This window comes from Sediminibacterium sp. FW305-C-49 (assembly GCF_058231085.1).
Window position 1 is genome coordinate 385951 of sequence record NZ_JBIQXS010000002.1, and the last position, 16066, is coordinate 402016.

The window sequence follows — 16066 nt, forward strand, 5'->3', positions numbered from 1 at the left end:
TCCCGTTTTGATTTTCTATTTTGAGGGAACTGAAACGAATTACCTATGGCAAAAGCAATAGCATCAAAAACAGCCACAAAAAAACCGGCAAAAAAAACTGCTACCAAAACGACAGTAAAAAAAACAGTTGCAAAAGCACCCGCTAAAAAAGCGGCGCCGGAAAAAAAGAAAAAGGAAATTAAGATCAAGTACGCCGATAAGTCGGCCGGGCAACCAGAACTGGTTCCCATTTTTGAGAACATCAGACAAATGCTGTTAACCTACCAGAAAGGTAGTCTGGAACTCGTAGGAGGGTATGGGGGTATGATGTGTCTGGTAAGTCAGAAGCCAGCCGTTATTCACGGACGCCAGCGCGATGAAGTCTGGTTTGCAGGCATCCTGGTGCAGAAAGGATATGTAGGCTTTTATTATATGCCCGTCTATGCACAACCGGAAATGAAAAGCGTATTCAAGCCTGAATTGCTCAAATGTCTGAAAGGCAAGAGTTGTTTTCATATTAAAAAGAATGATCCGGTTATAATGGCACAGATTAAGGAGTCGCTGAAAATTGGGTATGCGATGTATAAAGAGAGGGGGTGGTTGTAAACGGATTAAAAATTTTGCAGGAAACAGGTCAGCCCATACATTTGCAGTCCTGTAACGGGGAATTAGTTCAGTTGGCTAGAGCGTCCCGATGGTAATCGGGAAGGCCATATGTTTGGAAATTAAGGGGAATTAGCTCAGTTGGCTAGAGCGCTTGCATGGCATGCAAGAGGCCACCGGTTCGAATCCGGTATTCTCCACAATACAAAAGTCAGTCTTTAGGACTGACTTTTTTTATGCAACGAATGATTGCCTCTTTATAACACTTACTGATTGCAAGTTTCAAAGGTTTTCAACACATCGTGTATAATAGTTCCTTTATCTCTCACCATACCATACTACTTTAGAACCCGTATTTGGTTCCCGCATTGCGGGATTAAAAGGGAATCCCGTGTAATTCCGGAACTATCCCCGTAGCTGTAAGCTTCAATAACCTGTTTCATCTACAAGTCACTGCCCCGTTATCAGCGGGATGGGAAGGCAGACAACAGGGAAGTAAGTCAGAAGACCTGCCAACATCAAATTTAATTAGTAACGTAAGCTTTCGGAGGAAAAGCCGGTACTGAAATGACTGTTGCACATTGTGTACTTTTTTTCAGCTATCAGTATTTGCACTGCCGTGAGCATACAAAAAAAAGTATGCTATGGAACAAAACAATGAAATTCTCCTGAGGGAGAATAAGGATCGCTTTGTGATCCTGCCCATTAATTATCCCGCTATCTGGGAACAGTACAAAAGACATGAAGCCAGTTTCTGGACCGCAGAAGAAATTGACCTCAGTAATGATCTCAAAGACTGGGCATCTTTAAATGATGGGGAGCGTCATTTTATCAGCCATGTACTTGCTTTTTTTGCAGCCAGTGATGGTATTGTCAATGAAAATCTCGCCGTGAACTTCATGAGTGAAGTGCAGTTGCCCGAAGCCCGCTGTTTTTATGGGTTTCAGATCATGATGGAAAATATTCACAGCGAAACATATGCTTTGCTGATTGATACTTATGTAAAGGACCCTGTTGAAAAAGATAAACTCTTCCATGCAATCGAAACGGTTCCTGCTGTAAAAATGAAAGCAGAATGGGCACTTCGCTGGATTGAGAACGGAAATTTTGCTGAGCGTCTGGTCGCATTCGCAGCAGTAGAAGGTATTTTCTTCAGCGGCAGTTTCTGTTCCATCTTCTGGCTAAAAAAACGGGGACTCATGCCGGGACTAACTTTCAGCAATGAACTGATCAGCCGCGATGAAGGCCTGCATTGCGAGTTTGCCTGTTTATTGTACAGCATGCTGCAAAACAAACTCACACAGGAAGCAGTGTATGCCATCATTACCGATGCGGTAACTATCGAAAAACAATTCATCACAGAAGCGCTTCCTGTAAACCTGATAGGCATGAACGCGCAGTTGATGCAGCAATACATTGAATTTGTAGCCGATCGCTGGATCAGTGAACTCGGATATCCCAAACTCTATCATACCCATAACCCTTTCGATTTTATGGAAATGATTTCTCTGCAGGGTAAAACCAACTTTTTTGAAAAACGTGTGGGAGACTATCAGAAAGCAGGGGTAATGAGTGGCAAAGACAACCAGGTTTTTTCTACAGAAGAAGATTTCTAAAATATTTAAATCATCATCCTAAAAAATATTCTATGTATGTAATAAAAAGAAACGGAAAAAAAGAATCCGTCAAATTCGATAAAGTAACCGCACGTATTGAAAAACTATCGTACAGTTTGAGTCCGATCGTCAACGTGATTGATGTGGCAAAAAAAACCATTGAAGGTATTTTTGAAGGTGTGGCCACTACCGATCTTGATAACCTGGCCGCTGAAACAGCAGCATCATTAACCATTACGCACCCTGATTATGCGATACTGGCATCACGTATAGCAGTGAGTAACCTGCATAAGAATACCGTGAAATCTTTTTCAGCCACCATGCGCAAGCTGTATCATTATACAGATGAAGCTACCGGAAAAAAACTTCCGCTCATAGCAGATGATGTTATGCAGGTGATTGAAGAAAATGCAGACCTGTTAGACAGTACGATTATTTACGACAGGGATTATGGGTTTGACTATTTCGGATTTAAAACGCTGGAGAAATCATATCTCTTACGTATCAATGGGAAAGTGGCCGAACGACCACAGCATATGTATATGCGGGTAGCTGTGGGAATTCATAAAAATGATATTGATTCTGTCATTAAAACCTATCATTTAATGAGCGAACGCTGGTTCACCCATGCAACACCTACTCTGTTTAACGCAGGAACGCCAAAGCCACAGATGAGTAGTTGTTTCCTGCTTACCATGAAAGAAGACAGTATTGATGGTATTTATGATACGCTGAAACAAACGGCCAAAATTTCACAAAGTGCCGGAGGTATTGGCCTGTCAATTCATAATATAAGAGCAACAGGAAGTTATATCGGCGGTACCAACGGAACCAGTAATGGAATCATTCCGATGCTGCGTGTATTTAATGATACGGCCAGATATGTAGACCAGGGCGGTGGTAAACGTAAAGGTGCATTTGCCATTTACCTCGAACCCTGGCATGCAGATATTTTTGAGTTCCTGGATTTACGTAAAAACCATGGCAAAGAAGAATTGAGGGCCCGCGATTTGTTTTTTGCTTTGTGGATATCAGACCTTTTTATGAAACGTGTGGAAGCCAATGAGGAATGGAGTCTCTTCTGTCCAAATGAAGCACCCGGCTTGAGTGATTGCTGGGGTAGTGCATTCGATGAGTTATATACCCGCTATGAAACAGAAGGTAAAGCCAGAAAAAAAGTAAAGGCACAGGAACTCTGGTTTAAAATACTCGAATCACAGATTGAAACAGGAACACCTTATATGCTGTATAAAGATGCCGCCAACAGCAAAAGCAACCAGCAGAATATAGGCGCCATCAAAAGCAGCAATCTTTGTACGGAAATATTGGAATACACATCTCCCGAAGAAGTAGCCGTTTGTAACCTGGCATCGATTGCCTTGCCAAGATTTATAACAGAAGGGAAATTCGATCATCAGAAATTATATGAAGTCACATACCAGGTTACAAAAAACCTGAATGCGGTTATCGATGGAAATTATTATCCGGTAGAAGAAGCAAAATATTCCAATATGCGGCATCGGCCTATAGGACTTGGAGTGCAGGGATTAGCAGATACCTTTATTCTGCTTCGGCTTCCATTTGAAAGTGATCTGGCAAAACTGCTCAACAAAAATATATTTGAAACCATCTATTTCGCTGCCATGACGGCCAGCAAAGACCTGGCAAAAGAACAGGGCGCTTATGAAACATTTGCAGGCTCGCCATTGTCAAAGGGTATTTTTCAGTTCGATATGTGGAATGAAACACCCAGTGATCGTTGGGACTGGGAAACCCTTCGAAAAGAAGTGATACAGTATGGCACCCGCAACTCTTTGCTGGTAGCACCCATGCCAACGGCATCAACCTCACAGATATTTGGTAACAATGAATGTTTTGAACCATATACATCCAATATCTACACACGCAGGGTATTGAGTGGCGAGTTCATCATTGTAAATAAGCACTTGCTCAAAGACCTTGTTCAGCTTGGCTTGTGGAACAATAGCATGAAGAATAAAATAATTGCCGCAAACGGATCTATTCAGCATATTGAAGAAATACCGGCAGATATCAAAGAATTGTACAAAACAGTCTGGGAAATCAAACAACGCAGTATCATTGATATGGCGGCAGACAGGGGAGCCTATATATGCCAGTCGCAATCATTGAACCTGTTTATTGATAGTCCTACCATTTCAAAACTTACATCCATGCATTTTTATGGATGGAAAAAGGGATTAAAAACAGGCATGTATTATTTGCGCACACAGGCAGCAACACAGGCAGTTCAGTTTACGGTCGACAAACAAAAAGAAGCAGTTATAGAAGATCGGAGAATCCCGCTAACAGGTGTCTCTCCTGTAACGGGCAGTGATGTTGAACCAACAGTAGCTAATGGATCTTCCTGTTCAATGCAGGATGGATGTATCAGTTGTGGATCATAAAAGAAAGAGTGGAACATATATCTTGTTACATTTGAAACAAACCTGATTTATGAAATATATATTGATATTGTTCTGTTTTTTATCAGCCGGGTTTTCATATCCCGTTCAGCAATGCAGAACAGGGATTGATGGTACACATGTTGCTGATACCATTCCGGTAACGATGCCCGCCGTTTTTTTAGATGATTATGGTATCAGGTACACGATCAGCGACTCACTATGGATACAACATCCATCATCGCGATACCATATTTTACGTTGGGATAAGGAGAAGCAATACATCATTGCAAGGAATGATGCCCAGAACAAATCAGATGCAGGTCTTTATACAAGAATTGACTATATGAAGTTTACAGGAATGGAACCCTACACATGGGGGTTCTGTCTGAGTGTATATAAGGCAGTTTCTGATTCAATAGCAGAATTCGGCCCCAATAAAACTGACAGGTCTAACCCACGGAAAGGCTGTAACGGATTCCCGTTTTCAAGAATGAAAAAATCAGAGTAATAAGAAGAGCCTCGAAATGAGGCGGGATCAATAAAAAACATGCAGTCACAAACTGCATGTTTTTTATTGGATATAGGTATCCGGAAGGTTTTTTCCTGGATTTGTTAAAATACTGTTAATCGCTTTTAGCCTACCCAACGCTTTTTGATTGCTGGAGGGTATTCATAGTAATCAAGTAATCAAAAAAGCAAAAAATGAAACAGAATCGTATAGCCCGTGTATGGATGATTGTACTGATGATCGCTGCACTCGCTTCATGTACCAAAAAAGACCTGCCTGTACCTGTAACCAATCCCAACCAGCCACAGCATGGTGGCGGACACCAGCAGCCACAGCGGCTGACAATTAAAGTACAGGCCATCATCAGAATTGGTGATATTATTTACGATAATATTCCAGCCAGTTTTACCCTTACCAGCTACGACAGCAGTATGCAGCCACATATGCTTAATGTGAGACTGAAACCCGGCGTAAATGAAATCAGCATACCTGCTAATCATGTTCGCTACCATTTGTTGGTAAAAGAATGGAACCAGACCGATGAAATGACACTGGACCGTAACAATATCCGGGAAAATATTATTTACACCCTTGGTGGTGGCAGAGCAGCAAAGAAATTAAAGTATGAATTGCATGCTGTATTGGCGAATGGCACTTATCGAGCCGAGAGTAAAACAGAATACCAGTACGATGCCCAGGGAAAGCTGGTGAAAGTGCTACTCTTCAAGAAAAGAACAAATGGAGACATATATGTTGCCGTTACTGAAGACCTGATCTATAAGCAGGAAAAAGTAGCCGAAACAATTAAAAAAGATGAGAGTGGTAATGAAATCAGTAAACTCTATATCAGCTACGACCAGCAGGGAAAAATAAAATCTTTCAGACAAGTGAGGGCAGGTGAGGAAACAAATGCCACCGTTACTTATACCATGAAAACCGATGGCGTTGAAACCCAGATCAAGCATATCAACAGTAATGGTTGGGAAGATTATTACATGTTATCGCAGAAAGGCAACCAGATCAGACGGTCATCTGTTGCATCCAATAATATCAATGAATGGTCTGATTATGGTTATGATACAAATATTAATCCTTATATCCATATGAACTGGCCCGATATACGGATGTCGCGTCATTCAAAAAACAATATTAGCTGGACAGGAAAAGAATATTATTCAGGTAACCTCACACTGGATCCGGTTAAATACAGCTATGCTTATGATGGGGAAGGTTATCCTGTAAGTCTGGTAAAAGAATTCAGATCAGCGCAAACAGGCACTGTTTTAAACACTACGAAGACCACTTATCACTATTAATAACCCATGAACAGGGAAGAAGTTCCCTGTTCTTATGTCTCTTGATAATTTTGCAAACTGAAAAAAAATGAAAACATATATAACGATACTAACAGGCCTGGTTTTACTGGCCTCCTGCACAGCAGTTAAAATTGCCGTTCCAGAACAATTCAGCTCACAGGCAACTGCCATGAAAGTAGAAGGTTTGAACGGATGGAAGTTCAACGAACAACTGAGTTTTGGCAATTATGTTACCTCGTCTGTAAAAAGAGGATGGGATATTTCTAATGGTAGTCGCTTTTCAAGGTTCAGTCTGAAGGCAGAAGATATTATACTCAGCGGCTTCAATATTTATTCTGACAGGGAGAAATACAATGAGAAAAATCGCTTTCAGTATTCCATCCAGGATGCAAGTCTTGTAACAGAAGTGCTGGCGCAGGAAAGATTTTCAGAAAGTCAGATTGTGTATAAGTCGAATATGGATTGGCTGAATAACCTGAAAAGAACAGATAAATACGAATATGCATTTTCGGCAACTATTGTTCCATTGAATTTCAATAAAGGTGAAGTATGGTCGCTCACCATGCTGAATGAATTCGATGCAAAGAAAACCAAACAGAATGCATTTGAACGTCCGCAAACAAAAGACCTGGGTTATGTAACCAATGGTAAGGAGAAGATTGAAATAAAACCATTGTTTCTTACCAAACGGGTAACGGCATCTGGCAAAGAAGGCAAAGTATTGGGTGGTCCTATTCATACAGGTTATGAACTGCGTTGGGACGATGGTGTTGTAGGATTGATAGATATTATGGATAATAAAGTATGGATTGTAAATGACCTTGAACCAAAAGAAAAAATGATACTCTCTGCTGTAGCTTCAGCGATCCTTTTAAAAAGAAAACAGGATGTGTATACTGAAAGGTCTGATGGGATATAATTTATAACAAATGGAAAATAGTGTAATGGGTTAATGACAGAGGTTGGCTACGATACAGCATTATTGGTGCAGGATTGCATTGCAAACAAAAGAAAAGCGCAGGAAGCACTTTACCGTGAATTTTATGCTTTTGCAATGCATATTGCACTCCGTTATTCACGTGATGAATCTGATGCCGCCGATATCCTGAGTAATGCTTTCGTAAAAGTCTTCAAATACATTCATCATTTCGATCCAAAGAAAGGTTCATTGCATGGGTGGGTCAAAAAAATAGTTGTTAATGAAGGACTCGATCAGATAAAATCAAGAGAAAGGTTTAGTGAAAATGTTGAGTTGGAAACAGTGGAGGAGCCGGCAATAGACAACCGTGCTCTGCAGAAAATGGGTGCGGATGAATTGATGGAGCTGATCCAGAAATTACCCCCTGCTACACATGCTGTATTTGTGTTGTATGCTGTGGACGGATATACCCACAGAGAAATAGCCGAACAATTACAAATCAGCGAGGGTACATCGAAATGGCATTTAAGTGAAGCCAGAAAAAAATTACAACAAGCACTTTTAAAAACATGAATCATTTAACCACATACGAGCAACTGGTTGCAGAAAAACTGCAACAATTGCCTGTGCCCGATATGGCCGATGCCATCTGGGCGAGGATTGAGCAACAGCTCGATGTGGAAATGCCTGTAGACAAAACAGGCGACTCTCATAATGGGAACAGTTCATTGCCAGGTTTCCGGTTTCCCGGGAATATTATTTTTTATATTTTTCTTGCTGCATTGGTGAGTATTATTTTTTACCTCAATCGCCCCGATGAGCATAAAGAAACTTCCATCATTCCTTCTTCAAATCCAATAACTGTCCCCAAGGCTGATGATCAAATGCAAAAGAAATATTCCTCACCCGCAAAGCAGACAGAGAGTATTTATACAGATAAGGCCGATCTGCCTGTAGATCATATAATAGAGAATACTGCAACTGAAAAAGAACAACCCGTGATCACAAATCAGGTTGTTGAAGCAAAAGAAAATGAAACAGTAAAGAAGCAGGAATTACCTCCGTTGATAGAAACGGTTCAGAAAAAAACAAAGGCATCTATCCAGGATTCTTTTCCCAGGAAAACAAGGGGTGTAAAAGGAATTACATCTAATGATTACCGCATTGCACCAGTGCGGAAGGATAGTTTGTAATCGTTATTAACTTTTATGTGGGAATGATGATTTCTTAATCTGTCCGCTCCTGAAAAATAAATACCTTTCTGTTTCAATCTGATGGATATGAACAGAAAATATTTGTTGATGATTCTTTTTTTCGTTCAGTTATATGCGGTAAAAGCGCAAACGCTGATCACAGGTACGTTTAATGTTCGGTTAGAAACACCAAGAGATACCGGTAACCTCTGGACAGACAGGAAAGTGTATGTTGCTAACCTCGTACGTTTTCACGGGTTTGATCTTTTTGGGACACAGGAAGGGTTTAAAAATCAGTTAGACGATATTCAACAGCAACTACCAGAATATGCACGTTATGGTATTGGCAGGGATGACGGACAGTCGAAAGGAGAGCATTCAGCTATCTTTTACAAAAAAGACAGGTTTGAGTTATTAAAAAGCGGTGATTTCTGGTTGTCGGAAACACCGGAAAAACCAGGTTTTGGCTGGGATGCACGTATTAATCGGATCTGTTCCTGGGTGCAGCTAAAAGAAAAGAAAAGCGGAAAAACATTTTACTGTTTTAATGTACACTACGATCACCAGGCGATGGTGGCAAGAAGAGAAAGCAGCAAGCTAATACTGGCAAAAATAAAGCTGATAGCGGGTGATGCCCCAGTACTGTTAACAGGCGATTTTAATGGTAACCACGCAACTGAATGGTACCAGCTAATTGCCAATTCGGGAATATTGCGGGATACCTACAAAGAAGTGAAACATCCGTATGTAAACAATGGAACCTTTCAAAACTTCGGACGTAATTACACAACAGGCGATATCATTGATCATATTTTTGTTACGAGGCATTTTTCCGTAAAAAGATGGGGTGTTTTAACGGATTCTTACAATGGTAAGTTTCCATCCGATCATTTTCCCGTACTGGCTGAAATTCAGCTGGGGAAATAATTGACATCTTTCCTGTAAGAAATCGGGTATTGCCCCTACTAATCATTAAATTAGAAGCAGGTATCTGTCGATGCCTGCTTAAACATAAAACTGCATACCATGAGCTTTCTAATCGATTATGGCTGGATCATTGTAGTCATACTATTTATTTTCCTTTCGCTTGTAACTGTTAACCAGGGTACCATCGATGTAATTACCATGTTTGGTAAATACAGAAGAATACTTCGCCCCGGTTTGAATCTTAAAATACCTATTCTTGAACAGGTGTTTAAAACAGTAAGTATACAAAACCGATCAGTTGAACTGGAGTTTCAGGCGGTGACAATTGATCAGGCCAATGTGAATTTCAAAAGCATGTTGCTTTATTCTGTGATTAACCAGGATGAAGAAACCATCAAAAATGTAGCATTCAAATTCATCAGCGATAAAGATTTGATGCAGGCCCTGATCAGAACGGTTGAGGGTAGCATTCGTTCCTATGTAGCAACAAAACGTCAGGCTGAAATATTATTGCTGCGCAGAGAGATTGTTGAATTCGTAAAAGAACAGATTGATATATCACTGGAAGAATGGGGTTATCATTTACAGGATCTCCAGATCAACGACATCACATTTGATGCACGTATCATGGAAAGCATGAGTAAAGTGGTGGCCAGTAATAACCTGAAAGCCGCTGCTGAAAACGAAGGACAAGCTTTGCTGATCACCAAAACCAAAGCAGCAGAAGCCGAAGGTAATGCCATTAAAATTGCTGCAGAAGCAGAGCGTGAAGCTGCAAGATTGCGTGGTCAGGGTGTGGCATTGTTCCGCCAGGAAGTAGCAAGAGGTATGAGTCAGGCTGCAGAACAAATGAAACAGGCCAATCTGGATACCAATGTGATCCTTTTCAGTATGTGGACAGAAGCAGTGAAGAATTTTGCCGAATACGGAAAGGGCAATGTTATCTTTTTAGATGGCAGCGCACAGGGTATGGACAGAACCATGCAACAGATCATGGCCATGATGAAAGCAAAAGATATACCACCTGCATCTTAATTTTTATAGCCTTCTCTTTCCTTTACCTGCCCCGGATGTAAATCAGGGGCAGGTAAAGGAGAGAAAGGAGGTTCTTGTTAATGGTTCGTGAAAGCAGGCCTTTATGTGCAAAAGCTTTCCTAAAAAGCGCTCCCCGGGTAATTTTATTCACATGCACACCTTTCTTTTGCGTTAGGGTCTAATTTTAGCCTAACCCAAATTACCAGGTATGTTTCAATTATTGCAGACAGATACTTTACAACAGGTAACAAGTTCTGTTGCCGCAGCCGCTGAAAAGATTTCGATGTGGGACCTGCTTCAGAAAGGTGGCTGGATCATGTATCCCTTGTATGCATTGCTGGTAGTAGCCATATTTGTATTTGTAGAAAGACTGATGGCCATACGCCGTGCTTCCCGTATTGAACCTAATTTTATGAATATTATCCGCGACAATATTATGTCGGGTAATGTGCAGGCAGCAAGAAACCTTGCTAAAAATACCAATAACCCTGTTGCAAGAATGATCGACAAAGGGATCCAGCGTATTGGTAAACCACTTGATGCCATTGAAAAAAGTATGGAGAATGTAGGTAAACTGGAAATGTACAGCATGGAAAGAAACCTCAATATTCTTTCATTAATTGCCGGTATTGCTCCTATGTTTGGTTTCCTCGGTACTATTGTAGGTATGGTGCAATTGTTTTATGGCATTGCTTCAACAGGTGAATACACGCTGAATACGATTGCAGGTGGTATCTATACGAAAATGATTACATCGGCCACAGGTCTGATTATTGGGTTGATTGCCTATGTAGGTCACAATTTCCTGAGTACGCAGATCGATAAAACAGCCAATAAGATGGAGGCAGCGAGCGCTGAATTTATTGATATCCTCCAGGAACCCACCCGTTAATCAGGTCACCACAGTAAACAGATTGTATGAACATCAGAAAGCGATTAAGAACACATCCCGAAATGCATACAGGAGCTTTGAACGACATCCTGTTCATTCTGTTATTGTTCTTTCTGATTGTTTCTACACTAGCCAACCCGAATGTCATCAAGGTGTCGAACCCCAAAGCAAAAAGTGATACCCGGGCCAAACAAACGGTGGTCATTACAGTAGATAAAGACCAAAACCTTTATATCGGCTCTCAGCGTACAACAATCGAACAATTAGAAGCTGAATTGAAAGCTTACCTGTCGAAAGAAACAGAAAAACCTTCTGTCGTTATAAATGGAGACAGTACTTCTCATTTAGGCACTGCTATTAAAGTAATGCAGGTGATCAAGAAACTCGGAGCCACCCCGGTAATGGCTGTGGATAATTCGGGGCAGTAATAGGCTATACTAACTCAGCCAACACCATCCTGTCATTGTCATGCAGGTCTTGTCGGAGTATGGCTGTATAGCCGGCATTTTCAAAAACAGTACATACTTCAGTGCCTGATTGCTGGTTGATTTCGAGAAATACCAACCCCTTTTTTTTCAGGTGCGTTCTTCCGAATGCAGCTATTTTTCTGTAAAAAATCAAGGCATCATCATCAGGTACAAACAAAGCCAGATGCGGTTCATGGTTCAACACATGTGTTGCCATGGTTGCGCTTTCAGAATTTTTGATATAAGGAGGATTGCTCACAATGATATCAAATTGTGCAAGCGCTGACCAGTTTTGTTCATCGAGAAAATCCATTTGAATAAAATCAATCTCAGCCCCGAGTAATTTTGCATTTTCTTGAGCTACTTGTATGGCACCCGGGCTCAGGTCGGCCGCCTGTATATTCCAGAGCGGGAAATTTTTTTTGAGTGAAATGGGGATACAGCCCGATCCGGTTCCGATATCAAGTACAGATTTTGTTTCCGGATAGGCAACAGCTTTTATCCATTCAACCAATTCTTCTGTTTCAGGTCTGGGAATCAAAGTGTGTTCATTTACCAGAAAACGCAAACCTGCAAACCAGGCTTCTCCCAATACATACTGAACAGGCTTACCTGAAGCCAATTCCCTATTATAAACTGTGACTTGGCGAACTTGTTCGCTGGAAAGTTCTTGTTGCTTATGAATAGCCCTTTCCGTTCTGCTCATGCCGGTTATATGCTCCAATACCATATGGGTAATCTGTTCTGATTCCCTGTTATCATAGAACTGAACAAGGTTTTGTAACAAGTGCTCTTTGGCTTGTAAAAGGGTCATGCTGCAATGTTAAGCAGCATTTGGCTATTTTTGCCCTTTCGCATGACCGATCTTCATGAAGCATATATGTTCCGTTGTATTGAGCTGGCCCAACTGGGAGCAGGCTCTGTAGCACCAAACCCGATGGTAGGGGCAGTGCTGGTACACGATAACAGGATCATTGGTGAAGGCTGGCACCAGCAGTATGGAGGCCCACATGCAGAAGTAAACTGCATAAAAAGTGTTACAGAAGCTGATCGGGCATTTATTCCTTTTTCAACTTTGTATGTTTCACTGGAGCCATGTGCACATTATGGTAAAACACCACCCTGCACGAAACTGATCATCGAACAGCAAATTAAAAAACTAGTGATTGGTTGCAGGGACCCTTTTGAGGCGGTCAATGGAAAGGGTATTGAGCAATTGCAAAATGCAGGAATAGCATTAATGGTAAATGTGCTGGAAAAAGAATGCAAACAACTCAACCGTCGTTTTTTCAGTTTTCATCAATTGAACAGACCTTATATCGTACTGAAATGGGCGCAAACGGCTGATGGATATATCGCTTCAAATACATCGGAGAGATTACTGATTACACATGCTGATACCAATCGTATTGTGCATCAATGGAGAGCAGAAGAATCGGCCATACTTGTTGGAACAGCAACAGTATTAAAAGATAATCCATCACTTACCAACCGTTTATGGAGTGGTAAAAACCCTTTGCGAATGGTAATTGACAGAGAACTGCGCTTACCATTATCGCTGAATATGTTTCATGATGAATATCCTGTTATTGTATTTAACGAAGAAAAGGAAGGGCAGGAAGGAACAATTACATATGTACGGGTAGAGAAAGTATCATCAATCATTCATCAGATACTCTTGTATTGTTATCAAAAGCAGATACAAAGTATACTTGTTGAAGGAGGTGCAGCTTTATTACAGTCCTTTTTACAGGAAGGATATTGGGATGAACTTCGAACCATTACCAACCTGCAATTAAATACAGGTGTAGGGTTGAGGGCGCCTGCATTACCTGCTGCACAAATGTCAAACACCATGCATATAGGATATGATGAAATCAGATTTTATCATAACGATCAATCTCTTGCCCTATGATGATCTATTTAATTGGCAGTATTGTCTTAACCAGTTATCTCACTTTATCTTTTAAAGCCTGTCAGAAATATCGTGTAAATGTTTTCCAGGCTATTGTGTTCAATTATATTACCTGTGTCGTTACCGGTTCGCTGGTAAATGGTTCTTTTCCTGTTCATGCTACTAATATTGATATGCCCTGGTTTAAATGGGCCTGTATCATGGGAGCCATGTTTGTAAGCATCTTTAATGTAGTGGCATTAACAGCACAAAAAAACGGTGTGGCGGTTGCATCCGTGGCCAATAAATTATCTTTGATTATTCCGGTTATACTATCGGTCTATCTATACAATGAAACGGTAGCAGGCTGGAAAGCAGCAGGTGTTGTATTGGCATTGGCGGCAGTTGTGTTTACCTGTTATACGCCACGCTCAAATTCAACTGGTCAGGGTAAGCAAGGGCTTATGCTGTATATGTTGCCACTGGTCCTGTTTCTGAGTAGTGGACTTCTTGACGCGTTAATTAACCATGTTCAACTAACATATGTAACAGCAGAGAATAACAATGATTACCTGGTAAGCTCATTTTTCTCTGCAGCAACCATTGGTTCAGTATTATTATTGATACAGCTTCTAAGAAAGAAGCAGCAGTTTCAATGGAAAAGTCTTTTTGCAGGAGTGTTGATTGGTATTCCTAATTATTTCTCCATCTGGTGTCTTGTTCATTTCCTGAAAGAAAGCCCATGGCAAACCAGTGCGAGCATTCCTGTAAATAATATGGGAATAGTGTTGTTCAGTGCAATAGCTGCAGGGATATTATTTAAAGAACGTTTATCAAAAATCAATTGGCTGGGCATACTCTTATCGCTGCTGGCTATTTACCTGATTGCATTTGGAGATCAATTATGACTGAACAAGATTATTATCAGACCATAGATAAACCCGGATTTGCTGAATTCAAGGACAGGGGTAGCCGTTTTCTGGCTTATGCTTTTCCATTGAATGCTGTAGAAGATTTTAAGTTGCAGTTACAAAACCTGAAGAAAGAGCATCCCAAAGCCGTACACCACTGTTTTGCATACAGGATTGGACTCGATGGTAACCAGTTCAGGGTTAGTGATGATGGAGAACCTTCGGGTTCAGCAGGCAGGCCCATTCTGGGACAAATTGACAGCAAGGAATTGACCAATCTGTGTATCGTTGTGGTCAGATATTTTGGCGGAACATTGTTGGGCGTACCGGGATTGATTAACGCATATAAATCAGCAGCATCCATGGCTCTGCAACTGGTACCCGTAATACAGAAACCAGTTGAGGTTTTGTATGATCTGCAGTTTGACTATACAAAAATGAATGAAGTGATGATATTGGTAAAACAATATAACTGTTCAGTGTTGCTGCAGGAAATACAACTATTTTGTCACCTAAGAATTGGCATACCCAAAGCCAGATTGGAAGACATTTTATACAAGCTGAAAGACCTGCATACGGTTGAAATATCAAAAACTAAGCTTTCCCTGTAATCTTGTAAACGGCCAGACCGATTATTTCCTTTAATAACTCAGACCAGTTGCTTAGCAGCTTAGCGTCAGGGATAAGTAAGTCATCAAACGAAAATTTGCCTTCAATTACTTTGTAATCGCAGGGATAAGTTTCAAATGCAATCCCCGCTTTCTTAAATACTGCACTGGATCTTCGCATATGGAATGCGGATGTAATGACCAGAAAAGGAGGTTTGAGTTGTAATGAATCAATAATTTTTTTACTGAATATGGCATTCTCATAAGTATTCCTCGAAAGAGGTTCTACAATAATGTCTTTTTCAGGAACGGCATTGCTTACTAAAGCGTTTTTTAGGTATTCAGCTTCGGCCGGATAGTCGTATAATAAAGATCCACTTCCTCCCGTAAGCAATATTTTTTTAATTTTTCCTGTATGGTATAAAGTAGCTGTTTGAATAAACCTGTCTGATGAACTTCCGAAAAAACCTTCATTATACTTGTCGAACAGTACCATGCCCGTTAATAAAATGCCCACTTCATATTGTTCCTGTGCAGCTAATGTTTTTTTAGGGAACTGCCATGCAAGTGTAGCTTTTTTATATAACCATGGACTCGAAAAAATGATGGTAATACCAATCGTAAGAATTGTGAGCCTTCTTTTAAGTTTCGCAGATTTGGTAAAATATATCCAAATCAATAAAACCATGATCCATGTAAATGGAATCAATAAAAAAAACAATAGCTTGGAAAGAATAAAAAACATAAGCAGAAGTTAACAACAAAGGGATGA

The 16066-nt window shown here is 40.6% G+C and carries 17 protein-coding genes, 1 tRNA gene and 1 riboswitch; of the genes, 16 read left to right on the plus strand and 2 right to left on the minus strand.

Features of this window, described 5'->3' with window-relative positions:
- The first annotated feature begins 45 nt into the window (after nucleotides 1-45).
- The 13 genes from ACH3Z1_RS09060 to ACH3Z1_RS09120 all read left to right on the plus strand — a co-directional run bounded on the left by ACH3Z1_RS09060 (nucleotide 46) and on the right by ACH3Z1_RS09120 (nucleotide 11842).
- On the plus strand, nucleotides 46-585 hold the full coding sequence (locus tag ACH3Z1_RS09060; protein ID WP_490821607.1) for a hypothetical protein: 540 nt from the start codon (nucleotides 46-48) through the stop codon (nucleotides 583-585).
- A 123-nt stretch (nucleotides 586-708) separates the two neighbouring features.
- Nucleotides 709-782, plus strand: a tRNA-Ala gene (locus ACH3Z1_RS09065).
- 140 nt (nucleotides 783-922) lie between these two features.
- Nucleotides 923-1113: riboswitch (cobalamin riboswitch) on the plus strand.
- A 113-nt stretch (nucleotides 1114-1226) separates the two neighbouring features.
- A complete protein-coding gene (locus ACH3Z1_RS09070; protein ID WP_490821608.1) occupies nucleotides 1227-2198 on the plus strand; it encodes a ribonucleoside-diphosphate reductase small subunit in 972 nt (323 codons plus the stop codon).
- A 32-nt stretch (nucleotides 2199-2230) separates the two neighbouring features.
- Nucleotides 2231-4624, plus strand: coding sequence for a ribonucleoside-diphosphate reductase subunit alpha (locus ACH3Z1_RS09075; RefSeq protein ID WP_490821609.1), 2394 nt, complete (start codon nucleotides 2231-2233; stop codon nucleotides 4622-4624).
- A gap of 49 nt (nucleotides 4625-4673) precedes the next feature.
- Nucleotides 4674-5132, plus strand: coding sequence for a hypothetical protein (locus ACH3Z1_RS09080; protein ID WP_490821610.1), 459 nt, complete (start codon nucleotides 4674-4676; stop codon nucleotides 5130-5132).
- A gap of 194 nt (nucleotides 5133-5326) precedes the next feature.
- Nucleotides 5327-6448, plus strand: coding sequence for a hypothetical protein (locus ACH3Z1_RS09085; protein WP_490821611.1), 1122 nt, complete (start codon nucleotides 5327-5329; stop codon nucleotides 6446-6448).
- Between the two features lie 67 nt (nucleotides 6449-6515).
- On the plus strand, nucleotides 6516-7367 hold the full coding sequence (locus ACH3Z1_RS09090) for a hypothetical protein (protein ID WP_490821612.1): 852 nt from the start codon (nucleotides 6516-6518) through the stop codon (nucleotides 7365-7367).
- 33 nt (nucleotides 7368-7400) lie between these two features.
- Nucleotides 7401-7940, plus strand: a complete 540-nt coding sequence (locus tag ACH3Z1_RS09095) for an RNA polymerase sigma factor (protein ID WP_490821613.1) — start codon at nucleotides 7401-7403, stop codon at nucleotides 7938-7940.
- Entirely contained in the window at nucleotides 7937-8560 is a 624-nt protein-coding gene (locus ACH3Z1_RS09100) for a hypothetical protein (protein WP_490821614.1), read from the plus strand. The genes ACH3Z1_RS09095 and ACH3Z1_RS09100 overlap by 4 nt, the downstream gene beginning before the upstream one ends.
- 87 nt (nucleotides 8561-8647) lie before the next feature.
- A complete protein-coding gene (locus ACH3Z1_RS09105) occupies nucleotides 8648-9487 on the plus strand; it encodes an endonuclease/exonuclease/phosphatase family protein (protein WP_490821615.1) in 840 nt (279 codons plus the stop codon).
- Between the two features lie 99 nt (nucleotides 9488-9586).
- Nucleotides 9587-10522, plus strand: a complete 936-nt coding sequence (locus ACH3Z1_RS09110; RefSeq protein ID WP_490821616.1) for an SPFH domain-containing protein — start codon at nucleotides 9587-9589, stop codon at nucleotides 10520-10522.
- A 208-nt stretch (nucleotides 10523-10730) separates the two neighbouring features.
- The gene (locus ACH3Z1_RS09115) at nucleotides 10731-11414 is read left to right on the plus strand and encodes a MotA/TolQ/ExbB proton channel family protein (RefSeq protein ID WP_490821617.1); all 684 of its coding nucleotides are present in this window, start codon (nucleotides 10731-10733) and stop codon (nucleotides 11412-11414) included.
- A gap of 26 nt (nucleotides 11415-11440) precedes the next feature.
- A complete protein-coding gene (locus ACH3Z1_RS09120) occupies nucleotides 11441-11842 on the plus strand; it encodes an ExbD/TolR family protein (RefSeq protein WP_490821618.1) in 402 nt (133 codons plus the stop codon).
- Nucleotides 11843-11846: 4 nt separating this feature from the next.
- Here the strand turns inward: ACH3Z1_RS09120 and prmC are convergent, their stop codons facing one another.
- Complete coding sequence (gene prmC / locus ACH3Z1_RS09125) at nucleotides 11847-12695, minus strand: peptide chain release factor N(5)-glutamine methyltransferase (RefSeq protein ID WP_490821619.1); 849 nt, start codon at nucleotides 12693-12695, stop codon at nucleotides 11847-11849.
- Nucleotides 12696-12737: 42 nt separating this feature from the next.
- Here prmC and ribD point away from each other — a divergent pair, with 42 nt between their 5' ends.
- From ribD to ACH3Z1_RS09140, 3 genes are read left to right on the plus strand one after another with little or no spacing between them, the layout of a single operon-like run.
- Nucleotides 12738-13796: a bifunctional diaminohydroxyphosphoribosylaminopyrimidine deaminase/5-amino-6-(5-phosphoribosylamino)uracil reductase RibD gene (gene ribD, locus ACH3Z1_RS09130; RefSeq protein WP_490821620.1), complete on the plus strand. Its 1059-nt coding sequence runs from the start codon at nucleotides 12738-12740 to the stop codon at nucleotides 13794-13796.
- On the plus strand, nucleotides 13793-14683 hold the full coding sequence (locus ACH3Z1_RS09135) for an EamA family transporter (protein WP_490821621.1): 891 nt from the start codon (nucleotides 13793-13795) through the stop codon (nucleotides 14681-14683). Before ribD ends, ACH3Z1_RS09135 begins: the two co-directional genes overlap by 4 nt.
- The gene (locus ACH3Z1_RS09140; RefSeq protein WP_490821622.1) at nucleotides 14680-15297 is read left to right on the plus strand and encodes an IMPACT family protein; all 618 of its coding nucleotides are present in this window, start codon (nucleotides 14680-14682) and stop codon (nucleotides 15295-15297) included. Before ACH3Z1_RS09135 ends, ACH3Z1_RS09140 begins: the two co-directional genes overlap by 4 nt.
- Here ACH3Z1_RS09140 and ACH3Z1_RS09145 read toward each other — a convergent pair.
- On the minus strand, nucleotides 15281-16039 hold the full coding sequence (locus tag ACH3Z1_RS09145) for a YdcF family protein (RefSeq protein WP_490821623.1): 759 nt from the start codon (nucleotides 16037-16039) through the stop codon (nucleotides 15281-15283). The two genes, ACH3Z1_RS09140 and ACH3Z1_RS09145, sit on opposite strands and share 17 nt — an antisense overlap.
- Between the last annotated feature and the right edge of the window lie 27 nt (nucleotides 16040-16066).